This is a genomic window from Novosphingobium sp. PhB165 (genome assembly GCF_004341845.1).
Lineage (GTDB): Bacteria > Pseudomonadota > Alphaproteobacteria > Sphingomonadales > Sphingomonadaceae > Novosphingobium.
Genome location: NZ_SLVB01000003.1, coordinates 472,634 through 489,490, shown reverse-complemented (window position 1 = coordinate 489,490; position 16,857 = coordinate 472,634). Strand labels below are relative to the sequence as shown.

Here is a 16,857-nt window from a genome sequence, read left to right as displayed (position 1 = left end):
TCGACACGAGACGGGGGTCGCCTCGTGTGGTCCGGGCTCTCCGCTTTGTCCGGACTATTCAGGAGGTACTTATCATGAAGAAGCTTGCTCTCGTTTCCGCTCTGGCGGTTGCCGCCGCTTCGCCGCTTCTTACCGGTTCGGCACTGGCGGCTACCGCGCAGGGTACTGCCACCGCCACTGTTGTCGCGCCGATCACGCTGACCCACGCTTCGGGTTCGGCGCTGGCCTTCGGTTCGTTCACCGCCGGCACGGGCGGCACCGTGATCGTCTCTTCGGCCGGTGCCGGTTCGAAGACCGGCGGCGTCGTTCTTGTCGCCGGTTCGACCAACACCGCCGATTCCTTCACGGTCGGCGGCGATGCCAGCCGCGCCTTCACGATCTCGACCACCGGCAGCACCGTTGCCAGCGGCTCGAACACTCTGAGCTTCACCACCCTTGCATCGGCCACCAGCGGCACGCTCAGCAGTTCGGGCGCGGCCAGCTTCACGGTTGGCGGCACGCTGACCGTTCCGTCGACCGCCGTCGCCGGCAGCTACACCGGCAGCTACGACGCGACCGTCACCTACAACTGATCCCGTTGGGGGTGGGCCCTCCGGAGGCGGCGCGGGCCGCCATCCGAAGGCTCGTCCGTGTCGGCCCCGAGGGGGATCGGGGCCGACATACCTTTCCGTCAGCAGCTGCAAAGGACGAGGATGACCGGCAGGAGACAGAACCGGGCCAATCTTGCCCTGCTCGGAGCCGTGCTTTGCACGCTGGCTCCGGGGGCAGCGCTGGCGGCCGAGGCCAAGGGGTCGGCCACTGCCGAAGTGGTGGCGCCCGCGCAGATCGTGCCGCTGGCCTACTTGCGCTTCGGCGCCTTCACGCGGCCGACCACGGCGGGAACCGAAACCGTCAGCACCACCGGTGCCGTCACCGGCACTGGCGGCATGGCGAGCAACCTTTCGCTGGCGCAGAGCAGTGGCGGCCGCGGTGCGGCCAGCTTCCAGCTCAACGGATCCGCCTATCGGCTGTTCCTCGTCACTCTGCCGGGCACCACGACGATTTCATCGGGCGCGGCGACAATGCAGGTGAGCGACTTTACGTCGGACGCCGGCACGTTCGGCATCGGCGTACTGGGCGCTTTGGGGCAGGACACGCTCAATGTCGGCGGGACGCTCAATGTCTCGGCCAATCAGGCGCCGGGTAACTATTCGGGCACTTTCACGCTGACTGTCTACTATCTTTAAAGACCTAAGTATGATTGCACCTGATTCCACGCAGTTGCATGGGTAGAATTACTAGGGGCATTCGGGGGTCGCAGTTTTGCGCGTCGCATCGGTACTGGGGAGCGGCGCGCGCCTGTTGCGCGTCGGCGGTTTGGCGACGCTTTGCGTTGCGAGCGCCGCCATGGCGCAGGACAAACCGCTTAAAGCCCCTCCACCTCAAGCCTCTACACTGGTGCCCGAAGGCGCTGTGGGCGGCATGGGCGATATCAACCTCTATCCCAAGCGCGTGGTAATCGACGACCGCGCGCGCATTGCGTCGGTCGGGCTCTACAACCGCAGCATCGAGCGCGGCGAGTACGACATCGCCATTGCCGACAAGATGATGACGAGCGACGGCCGCCTGCTCGATATCGAGACCGTCACCGACCCCGTCGAGCGCGCCAAAGTCCATGGCGCCGCCGCGATGCTGCGCTGGTCGCCGCGCCGCGTGGTGCTGGGCGGCAGCGAGGCGCAGACGATCCGCATCATGGCCCGCGTCGCGCCCGATACGCCGCCGGGCGAGTATCGCTCGCACTTTTCCGCCGTCGCGGTGCCGCCGGAAGATAGTTCCTATTCGATCGAGCAGGCGGCGGGCGGTCAAAAGCTCAATTCGATCGGCGTGCGCATCGTGCCCCGCTTCGGCATCTCGATCCCGGTGATCGTCCGCGTCGGCCAGACCACGCTGACGGCGGGGATTGAGAACGCGCATCTCGTGCCGCTGCCGGGTGGCGGCAGGGGCCTGCAACTGACCATCACCCGCTCCGGCACGCGCTCCGCCTTCGGCGATATCGCCGTGACCGCGCCGGGTGCGAAGGCGCCGCTGGCGGTGCTCAGGGGGCTGGGCGTCTATACCGAGATCGACGCGCGGCAAGTGACTGTCCCGCTCGACCCCGCCGCCGATCCGCGCCTGCTCGCTAGCGGTGCGAAACTGACCGTCACTTACACCGATGACGACGTCGATCCCGGCAAAGTGCTGGCGAGCCGGGATATCACCGTGCCGTGAGTCAAGGCCGGGGGGACGGCCGGGAAGCAGGACGGGGCGGGTTGCCGAGGGCGGCCAGGCTCGTACCGTTCCTTGCCGGCGCCTCGCTGCTGGCGCGCGGGGACCGTGCTGCGGTGGCCGTTGCGGCGGCTGGGGAGGACGCACCGCCCGCGCCACATCACGCGCTGGCGCAGCGCTCGGTTCCACGCCCGGGCTTCGCTGCGCTCGAACTGCCGGGGCTGACGGTGCGGGCAGCGGAGCCCTTCGCCTCGCCGATTGCCGCCCCGCGACCGGTGCTGGTGAGGGCGGCTTTGCGGGCTTCCACCGCCTCCATAGCAATGGTGCCCGCCGAAGTCCGCGCCGCGCCCTTGCGGTTGGCGTTGCCACAGGTTTCGCAGCCATCCGAGACGGACCAGTCCGCCGCCGCAACTGAAACCGACGCAAACGGGCAGGCACTGACGGCGGCGGAGGCTCGTCAAGACGCGCCGGGACCTGCTGCATTCGCAGCCCGAGTGGCGGACGCTGCACCGCTTAATGCAGCGCACCCACTCGTACCGTCCGAGGGACCTGTTGGGCTGGCGTCGCCATCGGTCTCCGAGCCGTCGGTAACGGCGCTCGATTTGCCCGCTCCGGTACCGCTGATTGCGCTGGCACCGTCCAAGGAGGTTTCCGGGAGCGATCGGCAACCGGCATTGCTGCCACATCCTGAGCATCTGGTGCCAGCGGCCTACGTGACCGAAGTGCCCGGAGCGATGCAGCAGGCGGCCGTGCATCCGGTTGAAAGTCCGCCCGCCCACGAGGCTGCGCCAAGCACTTCCCCGCCCCAAGCTCTCGCCGCCGCGCGCGCGCTGCCTGCACCCAGTTTCGGCCTCGGAGGCCCGCAAGGCGCCGCGAAGGACACGGCGAACCTCGCGCCGGCCAATGCCACGCAGACCTTCCCCGCCAACGTCACGCCCGTCATCACGTACGACGACGAGGTGATCCTTGCGGTGAAAGTCGCCACCGCCACCGGCACCAGCGGCGGCGACGATACCGTGATCGCCTATGGCACGCGGGGCGGGCTCTACCTGCCGCTGGGGGCGCTGGCGCGGACGCTCGATCTGGCGATCTCGGTCGGGGACGAGGGCAATTACGCCAGCGGCTGGTTCCTCTCCGAAAATCGGCGGCTGACGATCAACTTGCGCGAAGGCACGGCCGAGGCAGGCGGCAGGGCCGTCTCGCTGCCGAAGGGCGATGCCGTGGCCTTCGACGGTGAACTTTACGTTCGCGCCGAGCGTATCGGCGATCTGCTGCCGCTGACGATCACGCCGGACCTGCGCGACCAGTCGATCACGATCAAGACGAACGAACCGTTCCCCTTCGAACAGCGCCTCGCCCGCGAGGCCGAGCGCGAGCGGCTGGGCAATGAGCAGGCCTCCTCCGCCAACGCCGAACGCCGTTTCCCGCGAGAGGATACGCCGTGGCTGCCGATCTCGGTGCCGATGGCCGATGTGGAGACGCGCGCGGTTTCCGACACGACGCTGGGCGAGCGGGTGGAGACCGACTTGCGGCTGGCGGGCGATCTGGCCTGGATGAGCGCGCAGGTCTTCCTCACCCATTCCACGCGCGATGGGCTGACGGCGGCGCATATCGAACTGGGCCGCACCGATCCCGATGCCGATCTGCTGGGCCCGCTCCATGCCACGTTGTTCGCGATGGGCGATGTGGCGACCGCCTCGCTGCCCATCGGCCTGCGCGGCGTAGCGGGGCGCGGCGGCACGGTGACCAACGCCCCGGTGGAGGCGGCATCGGTGTTCGACAGGATCGACCTGCGCGGCCAGCTTCCCGATGGCTACGAAGTGGAGCTTTACCGCAACGGTGTGCTGGTGGGATCGACGCGGCTGGCGGTCAACGGGCAATACCAGTTCCTGCAAGTCCCGGTCGATTACGGGCTCAACCTGTTCCGCCTCGTGTTCTACGGGCCGCAGGGGCAGCGCAGCGAGGAAGTGCGGCGGATCTCGGTGGGCGATGGGCGGCTGTCGAAAGGGCAGGTCGTCTACACCGTGGGCGCGGCGCAGAAGGACGAGAACTTGCTGGGCGTCACCGCGCCGCGCTTCATTCCGGGGCTCGATTACGGCCGCTGGCGGGCGAGCGCGCAGCTGGCCTATGGCGTGACTTCGGGTGTGACGGCGATGGTTAGCGGCGGCTGGTTCGACAGCGACTTCGGCGACCGCTGGCTGGGCAGTGCGGGCCTGCGTACGGGGCTGGGCGGGCTGGCGGCCAAGCTCGATTTCGCCATGCAGAACGGGGCGACGCCGCTGGGCGGCAGCGGCAAGGTCGGGCGTGCTATCGAAGCGGGGTTGGGCGGGCGGCTGCTGGGCGCGTCCTTCACGCTGACCCACGCCGAATATCGCGGCGATTTCCTCGACGAAGTGCGGGTGTTCGACGGGCAGCCGCTGCGCCGCGTGACCGAACTCGACGCCAATGCCACGCTGCGGCCGTTGGGCGAGGGCGGGCTGTCGATCCCGCTCTATGCGCGGGCGCGGCGGATCGAATATGCCTCTGGCGAAGTGCAGACCACGGCCTCTCTGCGCGGATCGATGCGGGTGGCGGGGGTGCTGGCCTCCAATACGCTGGAATATTCGCGCTATCAGCCCGGCAAAGACGTGGGCGGCGGCGCCAGCAACCAGTTGATCGGCACTTTCGATCTATCCACACTCAACGGATCGCACACGCAAGTCCGCGCCTCCACCAGCTATACCGTGTTGCCCGATCCGCGCCTGGAGGCGGCGTCGCTGGAAGTGGACCGTTCGCTGGACGATCGCACGCTCGTGCGGGCTTCGGTAGCGCAGACCTTTCATCGCAGCGATACGCAGTTCGGGCTTTCCGCAGAGCGCCGCTTCCGCCGCTTCACGCTGGCGTTCGACGGCACTTATGGCCTGCGCAACAAGGTCCATTCGCTGGCGCTGCGGCTGGGCTTCGGCTTCGGGCGCGATCCGGTGACCGACCGGGTCTACGTGGCGCCGCCGGGGCATGCGCTGTCCGGCGCGGTGGCCTTGCGTGCCTATGAGGACCTCAACGGCGACGGCCGGTATGACGCGGGCGACAAGGTGCTGCCCGAAGTCGCCTTCGGTTCGGGCACCGGCACGGGCGAGACCGACAAGGACGGCGTGGTGCTGCTGACCGGCCTGCCTGCCGGAACGCGGGCCAGCGTACAGGTCGATCCCACGTCGCTGCCCGATATCGCGCTGGCCCCGGTGACGCGGGGCATCGAGCTGGTGCCGCGGCCGGGGCGCATCCACCGCACCGACTTCGCGGTAGTGGCGATGAGCGAGATCGAGGGCTCCGCCTATTTCGAGGGCGCAGGCCGTTCGCGTGGGGTTTCGGGCCTGCAACTCACCTTGCGCGATGACTCGGGCGAGACGGTCGCCACCGCGCGTACCGAGGCAGACGGGTTCTATCTGTTCGAGCAGGTCCATCCCGGCCATTACACGGTGGCCATCGATCCGCAGCAGGCGGCGCGGCTGAAGATCGCCTTGCGCGATGCGATTGCGCTCGACGTGGGAGCGAAAGGCAGCACCCTGTCGCACGATGTTTTCGTGGTGCAGCAATAGCGCTTTGATTTTTGCCCTCACTGCTGTTTCCGTTGTACCGTCCGGGACGAATGCGGCCGGCAGCGACAACCGGGCCGCCGCAAGGGGCAGACGCGTGAGCGAGAGCACTACGACGATAGAAACGCCCGACGGACCACGGGGCCCGCTGGAACGCTGGTTCACGCTGCGCGAGCGCGGCACCACTGCCCGTACCGAAGTGCTGGCCGGCGTGACCACGTTCCTGACCATGGCCTATATCGTGCTGGTCAATCCGGCGATCCTTGGCACGGCGGGAATGCCGGTGGCCTCGGTCGCGGCCGCCACGTGCTTTGCGGCGGCTTTCGCGTCGATCCTGATGGGCTTCGTGGCCAATACTCCGCTGGCGCTGGCGCCCGGCATGGGGCTCAATGCCTATTTCAGCTTTACCGTGGTGCAGCAGATGGGCGTGCCCTGGCAGGTCGCGCTGGGCTGCGTGTTCGTCTCGGGCGTCGCCTTCCTCGTGCTGACCTTGACTGGGGTGCGCCAGTTGATCGTCGCCTCGATCCCGCAATACCTGTTCGCGGCGGTGGCGGGCGGGATCGGCCTGTTCATCGGCTTTATCGGCTTCAAGGACGCCGGGATCGTCGTGGCCAATCCGGCAACGTTCGTGGCGCTGGGCGATCTCAGGGCCCCCGGCGCGGCGCTGGCGATGTTCGGCCTCCTGCTGATCGGCGCGCTCAGCGTGTGGAACGTGCGCGGGGCCATGCTGATCGGCATTCTGGCGACGACCGTGGTCGCCTGGCTCTTCGGTATGGTCTCGGTCTCGCCCGAGCCCTATTCGCTCGCCGCGCTGACCGGCACGGCGTTCAAGCTGGACCTTGCAGGCGTGTTCGGGCTGGGCGGCAGCCACGGGCTGGGCCTGATGGAAATCCTCTTCGTGTTCCTGTTCGTGGACCTGTTCGACAATATCGGCACGCTGGTCGCCGTCACCAAGCGCGCCGGGCTGATGGACAGCGAGGGCCGCATTCCGCGCCTCAACCGCATCCTCATCACCGATGCCACGGCCACTATCGTCGGCTCGCTGGCGGGCACCAGCACTGTCACCAGCTATGTCGAGAGCGCGGCGGGCGTGCAGGCGGGCGGGCGCACCGGCCTGACCGCCGTCGTCACCGGCCTGCTGTTCCTGGCGACCATGTTCGTGGCGCCCTATGCGCAGTTGATCCCGCTGGCGGCGACCGCTCCGGCGCTCATCATCGTCGGCGGTCTGATGCTGCTGCCGCTGACCGAAGTGAAGTGGGAAGACCCGCTGGCGGCGCTCCCCGCTTTCCTGACGGTGGCGATGATCCCGTTCACCTTCTCCATCGCAAATGGCCTCGCTTTCGGCATCACCGCCCATGCCGCGCTGAAGATCGTGCGCGGGACGGTCGAGAAGAAGGACTGGTTCCTGCTACTGCTGGCAGTGCTGTTCGTGGCCCGCTTCGTCTGGATGGGGGCCACCTGATGCGGGCCTTCCGCGGCGAATTCCTGTCCGTTTCCCGAGACCCGCGCAGCGATCCCGAAGCCGTCCGTCATGAGGCCGACGGGCTGCTGGTGGTGGAAGACGGGGTGGTCATCGCGCGCGGCGTCTATGCCGAACTGGCCGGGCGCCATGCCGATGTCCCGGTGGAGATGCTGCCCGGCCTCGTCGTGCCCGGCTTCGTCGATTCCCACATCCACTATCCGCAGACCGACCGCATCGCCTCGCACGGGGAGCAGTTGCTGGACTGGCTGGAACGGCACATCTTTCCCGCCGAAAAGGCCTTCGCCAGCAAGGCCCATGCCGATGCCGTGGCGGCCTTCTTCCTCGACGAGCTGCTGAAGAACGGCACCACCAGCGCGCTGGTCTATCCCACCGTGCACGAGCAATCGGTCGATGCCCTGTTCGAAGCCGCGCTCGAACGGAACATGCGGGTGATCTCGGGTAAAGTGTTGATGGACCTTGGGCCGGAGGGGCTGAACGACACGCTCGCCTCGGGCCGCGCGGCCAGCGAGGCGCTGATCCACCGCTGGCGCGGTCGCGGGCGGCTGGGCTACGCGGTGACGCCGCGTTTCGCACTGGCTTCGACTGACGCGCAACTGGCGGACGCCGGGGCGCTGCTGGCCGAGCATCCCGAGGTGTTGATGCACACCCACCTCGCCGAAAACCTGCGCGAGTGCGCTGAAGTGGCGGCGCGGTTTACCGAGGCGGCGGACTATCTCGACGCCTACGACCGTTTCGGGCTTGTCACCGGCCGGTCGGTCTTCGCGCATGGCGTCCACTTGCCGGACCGGGCCTGTCAGCGATTGCACGAGAGCGGAGCGGGCATTGCCGTCTGCCCCGCGTCCAACCTGTTTCTCGGGTCCGGCTTCTTCGATTTTGGGCAGGCGGACCGGCATGGGGTGCGGCTGGGCCTAGGTACCGATGTGGGCGCGGGCACGACCTTTTCGCTGCTGCATACACAGGGGATCGCCTATCAGGCCGCGCTGATGAAGGGCATGGCGCTCGATCCGTTCCGCGCGCTGTGGCTGGCGACGGCGGGCAGCGCGGTCTTGCTGCACATCGATGATCGCGTGGGCAGCCTCGAAGTGGGGCAGGAGGCCGATTTCGTGGTGCTCGATCCGCAGGCGACACCGCTGCTGGCGCGGCGCACGCAAGGCGCGGACCTTGCGACGCGGCTTTTCGCATTGCAGGTGCTGGGCGACGACCGCGCCGTCGCGCGCACTTATTTGCTGGGCCAATGCGCCTGGAACCGGGACACGCCATGACCGACCTCGACACTTTCATCGCCGGCCTGCCCAAGGCCGAATTGCACCTCCACATCGAGGGCAGTCTTGAGCCCGAACTGATGTTCGCGCTGGCCGCGCGCAACGGCGTGTCGATCCCCTTCGCCAGCGTGGAAGAGGTGCGGGCAGCCTACGATTTCACGAATCTTCAGGACTTCCTCGACATCTATTACGCCGGGGCCGCAGTGCTGCTGACGCGGCAGGATTTCCACGATCTGGCCATGGCCTACTTCGCGCGCGCGGCGGCGGACGGGGTGGTCCATGCGGAGATCATGTTCGATCCGCAGACCCACACCGATCGCGGGGTGCCCATTGCCGAAGTGATCGAGGGCCTGCTCTCCGCCATGGCCGCGGCAGAGGCGCAGTTCGGCATGACGAGCAGCCTGATCCTCTCGTTCCTGCGCCACTTGCCGGAAGCGGCGGCCTTCGCGACGCTGGCCGAGGCGGAGCCGTGGCTGGACCGGATCGCGGCAGTGGGGCTCGACTCTTCCGAAGTGGGGCACCCGCCGGAAAAGTTCGCCCGCGTCTTTGCCGCGGCGCGGGAAAAGGGCCTCAGGATCACCGCGCACGCGGGCGAGGAGGGCCCGCCGGAATATGTCCATCAGGCGCTCGACCTGCTGGGCGTCCATCGCATCGACCACGGCAACCGCGCGCTGGAAGATCCGGCGCTGATCGCCCGGCTGGTGCGGGAGGAGATGACGCTGACGGTCTGCCCCCTGTCCAACCACAAGCTCTGCGTGGTGGAGGATCTGGCGGATCATCCTATCGATGCGATGCTGGCGCATGGCCTGAAGGCCACGATCAATTCGGACGATCCGGCCTATTTCGGCGGTTATGTGGCGGACAATTACCGCGCCGTCGCCACAGCGCGCGGACTGGACCGGGAGGCGTTGGCGACATTGGCGCGCAACAGCTTCACCGGCTCGTTCCTGCCGGCTGAGGACGTGGCGGCGCATCTCGACCGGATCGATGCCTATATGGCGGCGCAGGGCTGAATTTCACCGGAGCGCATTGTCGGCGACGGGCCGGACCTTTGGCATGCGGGCCAAGCACCAAGCTTGCAAAACACACCCCGTCGCCCCGCGAAGGCGGGGGCCCCGCTTCCTTTTCACCCCCGCCCGCCAAGAAAAGCGGGGTCTCCGCCTGCGCGGGGCCGACGGGGTTTTGTATCCGGAACTCGGGCTATCCCTCAGGCCAGCCGATCGGGAACCGAGCGCGCCTCTTCCATGATCGAATCGCGCGTGCCCACGGATTCCCACGGGAACACGAACCAGCGCTTGTCCTCGGCGCGGTCGATCACGTCGACCCACAGGTCCACCTCGACCTTGGAGCGCTGGTTGTTGATGAGGACCGCGAAGCGCAAGTTGTCCGGCATGCTGCCATTGCTGGCGAGCAGGCCGCGAATGTACTCGATGGTGCCGCCGGAATCGTTGATGTCGTCGATGAACAACAGGCGCGTGCCCGCCGCGCTCATCGCCGCGACTTTGGCGAGCAGTTCGTCGGCAAAGCCCGGCACTTTGGCCGAATGGTCGATCGAAAGCATCGGCAGGTCAAGCTGGTGCGAAAGATAGACCGCCGGAACCAGCCCGCCGCGACCGACGCCGATTACGAAGTCGGGCTTCCAGTCGCCCTCCCGCACGTTGCGCGCCAGCAGGCGGACCTTGGCGAGGAAGTCCTCGTAATATTCGAGGAAGTGGAGCTGGGGCTCGTTGGGGTCGGACATGACTTTCGATCCTGGCGGAAAAGAGAATTGGTTATGCCGACTATCGGGTTCGCGCGCGATGGGCAATCGGGGGCAATCGAGCACCCTATTTGGCGGCGGCGTAGCCCAGATCGGCGAAACCGTTCTCGATCTCGCCCAGTACCAGCGCGGCCGCATGCGACGGCGTGCGCGCGGTGGCGGTGCACAGCGCCAGCGTCATCGGCCGCAGCAAGGGGTCGGAAATGCGGGTGAATTGCAGCAGCCCGCGCCGTACCTCGGTGGCGACATCGAGCGAGGTGAGCACACCCAGACCCGCCCCGCGCATGACCAGCGAGGTGATGATCTGGATATTGTCGCTGGTGACCTTGCGGTCGGGCGTGACGCCGGTGGCGCCTTCCAGCACGGCAAGCTGCTGGCACACCGCCAGCGGCTCGGCCGGCGCGATCAGTGGTTCGCCCGCGCAGACCGAAAAGCGGGCCTCTGCCTTCTCGCCCAGCGGATGCCCCGGCGGCGTCAGGAAGCCGGGCACCACTTCGACGAAAGCGCGCACCGTGAGGTCGCGGTAGGAATGCGGCTCGAACAGGATGCCGAAGTCCACCTCGCCCTCGGCGATGGCGCGGCGGACCTTGTCGTTGCCCAGCACTCTGACGCCCACGGTGATGCCGGGATAGCGCTGCTGGACCGCGTGGATCATGTCCGGGACGTAGCCCTTGGCCAGTGCGTCGATCACCGCGATGTCGACATGCCCGCGCTTGAGCCCGCGCAAATCCTCGATCCGGGCGCGCAGGCTGGCCATGTCGTGCTGCCACTGGCCGCCCGATGCCATCATCATCTCGCCCGCCGCCGTCAGCCGGAGCCCGGTGGGCAGGCGTTCGAACAGCGGCAGGCCGAGTTCGGCCTCCACATTGAGGATCTGCCGGTCGATGGCCGAGGCGGAGACGTTCAGCTCGTCCGCCGCCTTGCGGATCGAGCCGAGCCGGCCGACCGCCATGAAATATCGGAGAAACCGCGAAAATGCCGGCATTGGGACCCGCTCTAATTTTTGCAACGCTGCGTGGAAATCATTGCGTTTGCTGGCAGTGAGTCAAGCCCTTACGCAATGGGAAGCAACAGGAGCGGCACGGACGCCCTCCCGAAAATGCGCGGATTTTCGCGCTTTCGGGAGGGCGGACTGGTGGGCTGTTGGATCGGGGGCGCAATTTCCACAAGGGTTTCCCAACACCCGGACTGGGGAAGGCGCCCCATTGCGGGGGCGGGAACATGGCTCGGATTTAATTGGTGATTTCCTGCCGGGAGTGATGGCCGATGACGATCGTCTCCAGGATCGTTGTCAGCCTTTTCGCTTCGTCCGCGTTGCCGGGATGGAACGGCGCGCAGATGAAACCCAGGCGCCGTGTCAGGCCGAAATTCCTCACTTCGGCCGTCGCTGTCCCTTCCGGGGCCAGCGAGCGCGGCGCCACCGTGATGCCAAGCCCCGCCGCGACCATGCGCAAGCAGCGGTCCTCGTTCTCGCTGCGCAGCGCGAAGCGGGGGCGCACGCCCGCATCGGTGAAGAAGCGGCTGGTGCGCTGGAGGGCCTCGCAAGAGCGGCGGGCGATCATGATCTCGCTGGCAAGTTCCTCGGCGGCGACTTCGGCGGTTTCGGCCAGCGGATGGTTTCCGGCCATCACCATCACATAAGGCTCTTCGAGCAGCGGCACGATTTCCGGGCCGCTCTCCGTCTGGCCCAGCAGGGTGAGGGCGAGCTGGATTTTCCCACTGGCGAGTTGGCCGCGCAATTCGTGGTCGTCGCCCTCGACCAGTTCCACGCCGTAGTCCCGCGCCAGTTCCGAGGCGATCGATTGCAGCATCGGGCCGGAGACGGTGGGGATCACGCCCAGCTTCAGGTCGGGCCAGGGCTGCTCTGCGTATTGCGAGGATTTGGCAAACTGGTCGGCACGGCGGAAACCGGCTTCAAGGTCGCGGGCAATGGGCAGGAAGGCGCCGCCCGGTTCGGTCAGGCGCACGTGGCGACGGTCGCGCACGAAGAGCGGGGATCCGACCAGACGCTCCAGTTCGGCGATGCTGGTGGAGACGGTGGGCTGGGTGACGTGCAGCCGTGCGGCGGCCTGCTTGAAGCTGCCGGAATCGGCGACGGCCAGAAAGTGCCGGATATGGGCGCGCTTTATCATTGGTAAAATCTATTCAATGTGCCTGTAAGTTTCAATTTGTTTGCATCAGGTCCTTCCGGTAATTTGCGCGCAAAGGCCGCACCGACGCGCCGTGGAATTTTTGGGAAGACGAGATGAAGGCCACCCCCGACTTCGATTTCGCACTGGGCGAAAGCGCCGATATGATCCGCGAAAGCGTTGCCCGCTTCGCTGACGAACAGATCGCGCCGCTGGCCGCCAAAGTGGACGCCGAGGACTGGTTTCCGCGCGAACTCTGGCCTGCCATGGGCGAACTGGGCCTGCACGGGCTGACGGTCGAGGAAGAGTGGGGCGGCACCGGGCTCGGCTATCTGGAACATGTGATCGCGGTGGAGGAAGTCAGCCGGGCTTCGGCCTCGGTCGGCCTGTCCTACGGCGCGCATTCGAACCTCTGCGTCAATCAGATCCGCCGTTGGGGCAATGACGCGCAGAAGGCGAAGTATCTGCCCAAGCTGATCTCGGGCGAGCATGTCGGCAGTCTGGCCATGTCCGAAGTCGGCGCCGGGTCGGATGTCGTCAGCATGAAGCTGCGTGCCGATGCCGTGGAGGGCGGTTTCCGCCTCAACGGCACCAAGTTCTGGATCACCAACGGCACGTATGCCGAAGTGCTGGTGGTCTACGCCAAGACCGATGCCGAGGCCGGATCGAAGGGCATCACCGCCTTTCTGATCGAGAAGGACATGCCCGGTTTCTCCATCGGCCAGAAGATCGACAAGATGGGCATGCGCGGCTCGCCCACCTGCGAGCTGGTGTTCGACGATTGCTTCGTGCCCACAGAGAACGTGATGGGCCCGTTGAACGGCGGCGTGAAAGTGCTGATGAGCGGCCTTGATTACGAGCGCGTGGTGCTGGCGGGGCTTCAGATCGGCATCATGCAGGCCTGTCTCGACACCGTGATCCCCTATGTGCGCGAGCGCCGGCAGTTCGGCACCGCCATCGGCACGTTCCAGCTGATGCAGGCGAAAGTGGCGGACATGTACGTCGCGCTGCAATCGGCGCGGGCTTATGTCTATGCCGTGGCCCGCGCTTGCGATGCCGGGCAGACCACGCGTTTCGACGCGGCGGGCGCGATCCTGCTCGCCAGCGAGAACGCCTTCCGCGTCTCGGGCGAGGCGGTGCAAGCGCTGGGCGGTGCGGGCTATACCAAGGACTGGCCGGTCGAGCGCTATCTGCGCGATGCCAAGCTGCTCGATATCGGCGCGGGGACCAACGAGATCCGCCGCATGTTGATCGGGCGAGAGTTAATCGGGGCCTGAGGTAATAGGGGCCTGCCCCGAGCGAGCTACCCGTCGTCCCTGCGCAAGTGGGGACCTCGTTTCCATCCAGCCCCCCTTGCAAGGAAGCGGGGCCCCTGCCTTCGCGGGGGCGACGGGTTCGCTGTATTAGTCCTGCGGCTTGACCCGCAGCAGGCCTTCCTGCGCCACGCTGGCCACCAATGTCCCGTCGCGCGAGTAGATCGCGCCGCGGGCGAAGCCGCGGGCGTGGCCCGACCAGGGGCTGTCCATCGCATAGAGCAGCCAGTCGTCGATCGGCGGGGTCTGGTGGAACCAGATCGCATGGTCGAGGCTGGCGCCGGACACGCCGGGCGAGAAGAAGCCCATCCCGTGCGGCATCAGCGCGGTGGAGATCAGCGCGAAGTCGCTGGCATAGGCCAGCACGACGCGCTGCATCACGGCGTCATCGCCCAGCGGCGCGGCCAACCGGAACCACTGGCAGCGGTGCGGCAGGCCGCCCTGCGGTACCGGAGGGCAAGGCCGGATATCGAATGCGGCGAGCCGCTCCAGCAGGAAAGCGGGCAGCTTTTGCCCGGCGGCGGTAAGCGCGGTGCGGAAGTCGGGGCACTGTTCGGGCGCGGGCACATCCGGCATCGGCACGGCATGGGACAGCCCCTCTTCGGGCCGGTGGAATGAGGCGGCCAGGTTCAGGATCGGCTTGCCGCCCTGCATGGCCACGACGCGGCGGTTGGAAAAGCTGTTGCCGTCGAAATCGGGCAGGACGCGGTAGATGATCGGCCGCCCGGCATCGCCGGCGCGCAGGAAATAGGCGTGGAGCGAATGGGCCTGCCGTTCGGGATCGATTCCCCTTGCGGCAGCGGCCAGCGCCTGCGCGACGACTTGCCCGCCATAGACGCGGCCCGGCTGTTCGGCCACGGCAGCGCCCCGGAAGATGCCGGTGTCGATTTCCTCGACGCTCAGCAGATCGCGCAGCGCCGCTACCGCGGTTTGCCCCTCAGTCATGGGCGCCGCCCAGCGGATTGCCCGGCGTACCCTTGAGCCAGAGGAGCGACTGGTGTTCGATCGAGAGCAGTTCCTGCAAGGTCTGCTCGATGGCGATGCTCTGCTTGCGCAGTTCGTCGATCCGGTCGCGAATGCGGGCAAGGAGCTGGCGCACCTGCTCCTGATGCTCGGGATCGACATCGTAGAGGTCGAGGAATTCCTTGATCTCGCGGATCGAGAAACCCAGCCGCTTGCCGCGCAGGATCAGTTGCATGCGGCCCATCTCGCGCTTGGAATAAATGCGCGTGGTGCCGACGCGGGTCGGCGCGATCAGGCCCTTGTCTTCATAGAAGCGCAAGGTCCGCATGGTCACGCCAAGCTGGGTGGCGGCTTCCTGAATGCCGACCATGTCCGCGTTCTGGCCCGCTTCCGCCTGCGGTCCACCTTCCTGCGGCCCACCTTCCGCCTGCGGCCCGTCTCCGTCGATGGCTGCCCCCGCCCCGTTCACGCAGCCGGCCCCCCGGCGGCGCGCTTGGCGGCTTCTTCCTCGACCAGTTCCTTCTTGGACAGCTTGCCGACCAGCGTCTTGGGCAGGCTGTCGCGGAATTCGATGGCGCTGGGCATCTCGATCTTGTTGAGCCTGTCCTTGAGGAACGCCATCAGCGTTGCCTCGTCCAGCACGTCGCCCGGATGGAGCGCCACGAAGGCCTTGGGGCTCTGCCCGCGATAGGCATCGGGAACGCCGATGACGATCGCCTCGTGCACCAGCGGATGCTCATAAAGCGCATCCTCGATCACGCGGGGATAGACGTTGTAGCCGCCGCACAGGATCATGTCCTTGATGCGGTCCACCAGGAACAGATAGCCGTCCTCGTCCAGATAGCCGATGTCGCCGGTGCGCAGGGCGCCGAAGATGAAGGTCTTTTCCGATTCCTCGGGGCGGTTCCAGTATCCGGTCATGATTTGCGGGCCGCGCGCGCAGACTTCGCCGCGCTCGCCTTGTGGCATCAGGCGGTGGGTATTGTCGGGGTCGCGGATTTCCAGCGTGGTGCCCGGGAAGGCCGGGCCGCAGGAGTTGTTCTTGACCAGCCCTTCCAGCGGATTGCAGGCGATGATCGGAGAGGCTTCGGACAGGCCGTAGCCCTCGACCACGCGCACGCCGGTGCGCTGCTCGAACTTCTGGCGCACTTCCAGCGGCAGCGGCGCGCCGCCCGAGATGCAGACGCGCACTTCGTCGAATTCGCCGTGCAGCGCCTGGTTGTTGAGCGCGGTATAGAGCGTGGGCACGCCGAAGAACTGCGTGGGCCGCGTGCGCTTGGCAGTGGCCAGGAACGACTTCATCTCGAAGCGCGGAAGCAGGATCATCTCGGCCGAAGTGTCGACCGAGTAGTTGAGCACCGTCGTCAGCGCGAAGACATGGAACAGCGGCAGCACGCCCAGCGTGCGCTCCTGCTGTTCGGGCATGTGGCCGACGTGGGCGACCATCTGCGCCGAATTGGCGGCGAGGTTCGCATGGGTCAGCATCGCGCCCTTGGGCACGCCGGTGGTGCCGCCGGTGTACTGGAGCACGGCAAGGTCGGAAGGCGAACGCTCGACCGGTTCGGGATCGGCATTGCGCGCGATCAGATCGGCAAAGCGAATGAAGCGCAAGTCGTGCGGCTCATGCGCGATGTCCTTGCGCTTGAGCAGGCGATAGGCGCGGCCCTTCAGCTTGGGCAGGGCATCGGCGATCGGGCAGACCACCACGCGCTTCAGCGCGCCGCCGCAGCTGGTGGAGCCGACCAGCGGCTCGATCTTGGGCAGCGAGAGCGCAAGGTCGGAGGCGATGATGATCTCGGCGCCCGAATCCTTCACCAGATGCGCCATCTCGCGCTCGGTGTAGAGCGGGTTGAAGTTCACCACGATGCCGCCGATGCGCAGGATCGCGAAATAGCAAACGACGTAATAGGGCGTGTTCGGCAGGCAGAGGCCGACGCGGGTGCCCTTTACGACGCCAAGGTCCTGAAGGCCCCGCGCGGCACGCCGCGCGAGGTCTCCGACTTCGGCATAGGACCACTTGCGGCCCATGAAGTCGATCGCCGGCCAGGCGCCGTGGGCTTCCACGGCGTGGTCCAGCAGATCGGTAAGTAAACGCGGCGAGATCGGCGGCATTTCATCCGCGACATGGGAGG

The 16,857-nt window shown here is 67.0% G+C and carries 14 protein-coding genes; 8 read left to right on the top strand and 6 right to left on the bottom strand.

Features of this window, described 5'->3' with window-relative positions:
- The first annotated feature begins 74 nt into the window (after window positions 1-74).
- The 7 genes from EDF56_RS10730 to EDF56_RS10700 all read left to right on the top strand — a co-directional run bounded on the left by EDF56_RS10730 (window position 75) and on the right by EDF56_RS10700 (window position 9,574).
- Window positions 75-572, top strand: a complete 498-nt coding sequence (locus EDF56_RS10730) for a DUF4402 domain-containing protein (RefSeq protein ID WP_132387122.1) — start codon at window positions 75-77, stop codon at window positions 570-572.
- Between the two features lie 120 nt (window positions 573-692).
- Window positions 693-1,226: a DUF4402 domain-containing protein gene (locus tag EDF56_RS10725; protein ID WP_132387120.1), complete on the top strand. Its 534-nt coding sequence runs from the start codon at window positions 693-695 to the stop codon at window positions 1,224-1,226.
- 76 nt (window positions 1,227-1,302) lie between these two features.
- Entirely contained in the window at window positions 1,303-2,247 is a 945-nt protein-coding gene (locus EDF56_RS10720; RefSeq protein WP_132387118.1) for a hypothetical protein, read from the top strand.
- 41 nt (window positions 2,248-2,288) lie between these two features.
- Window positions 2,289-5,819: an SdrD B-like domain-containing protein gene (locus EDF56_RS10715; protein WP_132387116.1), complete on the top strand. Its 3,531-nt coding sequence runs from the start codon at window positions 2,289-2,291 to the stop codon at window positions 5,817-5,819.
- A 94-nt stretch (window positions 5,820-5,913) separates the two neighbouring features.
- On the top strand, window positions 5,914-7,278 hold the full coding sequence (locus EDF56_RS10710; protein WP_132387114.1) for an NCS2 family permease: 1,365 nt from the start codon (window positions 5,914-5,916) through the stop codon (window positions 7,276-7,278).
- On the top strand, window positions 7,278-8,561 hold the full coding sequence (guaD, locus tag EDF56_RS10705; RefSeq protein ID WP_132387113.1) for a guanine deaminase: 1,284 nt from the start codon (window positions 7,278-7,280) through the stop codon (window positions 8,559-8,561). Before EDF56_RS10710 ends, guaD begins: the two co-directional genes overlap by 1 nt.
- Complete coding sequence (locus EDF56_RS10700; protein ID WP_132387111.1) at window positions 8,558-9,574, top strand: adenosine deaminase; 1,017 nt, start codon at window positions 8,558-8,560, stop codon at window positions 9,572-9,574. Before guaD ends, EDF56_RS10700 begins: the two co-directional genes overlap by 4 nt.
- Window positions 9,575-9,768: 194 nt before the next feature.
- Here the strand turns inward: EDF56_RS10700 and EDF56_RS10695 are convergent, their stop codons facing one another.
- The 3 genes from EDF56_RS10695 to EDF56_RS10685 all read right to left on the bottom strand — a co-directional run bounded on the left by EDF56_RS10695 (window position 9,769) and on the right by EDF56_RS10685 (window position 12,452).
- Window positions 9,769-10,302: a phosphoribosyltransferase domain-containing protein gene (locus EDF56_RS10695; protein WP_132387109.1), complete on the bottom strand. Its 534-nt coding sequence runs from the start codon at window positions 10,300-10,302 to the stop codon at window positions 9,769-9,771.
- A gap of 85 nt (window positions 10,303-10,387) precedes the next feature.
- Window positions 10,388-11,305 (bottom strand): LysR family transcriptional regulator, encoded by a 918-nt coding sequence (locus EDF56_RS10690; protein ID WP_132387107.1) that lies wholly within the window; start codon window positions 11,303-11,305, stop codon window positions 10,388-10,390.
- Between the two features lie 247 nt (window positions 11,306-11,552).
- Entirely contained in the window at window positions 11,553-12,452 is a 900-nt protein-coding gene (locus EDF56_RS10685; protein ID WP_132387105.1) for a LysR family transcriptional regulator, read from the bottom strand.
- Between the two features lie 113 nt (window positions 12,453-12,565).
- Between EDF56_RS10685 and EDF56_RS10680 the strand changes: the two genes are divergently transcribed.
- Window positions 12,566-13,726, top strand: coding sequence for an isovaleryl-CoA dehydrogenase (locus tag EDF56_RS10680; RefSeq protein ID WP_132387103.1), 1,161 nt, complete (start codon window positions 12,566-12,568; stop codon window positions 13,724-13,726).
- A 126-nt stretch (window positions 13,727-13,852) separates the two neighbouring features.
- Here EDF56_RS10680 and EDF56_RS10675 read toward each other — a convergent pair whose 3' ends face one another.
- The 3 genes from EDF56_RS10675 to EDF56_RS10665 form a co-directional block, all read right to left on the bottom strand.
- Entirely contained in the window at window positions 13,853-14,707 is an 855-nt protein-coding gene (locus tag EDF56_RS10675; protein WP_132387101.1) for an acyl-CoA thioesterase II, read from the bottom strand.
- Entirely contained in the window at window positions 14,700-15,095 is a 396-nt protein-coding gene (locus EDF56_RS10670) for a MerR family DNA-binding transcriptional regulator (RefSeq protein ID WP_132387487.1), read from the bottom strand. The genes EDF56_RS10675 and EDF56_RS10670 overlap by 8 nt, the downstream gene beginning before the upstream one ends.
- A 95-nt stretch (window positions 15,096-15,190) precedes the next feature.
- Window positions 15,191-16,837: a long-chain fatty acid--CoA ligase gene (locus EDF56_RS10665; RefSeq protein WP_132387485.1), complete on the bottom strand. Its 1,647-nt coding sequence runs from the start codon at window positions 16,835-16,837 to the stop codon at window positions 15,191-15,193.
- Window positions 16,838-16,857 lie beyond the last annotated feature (20 nt).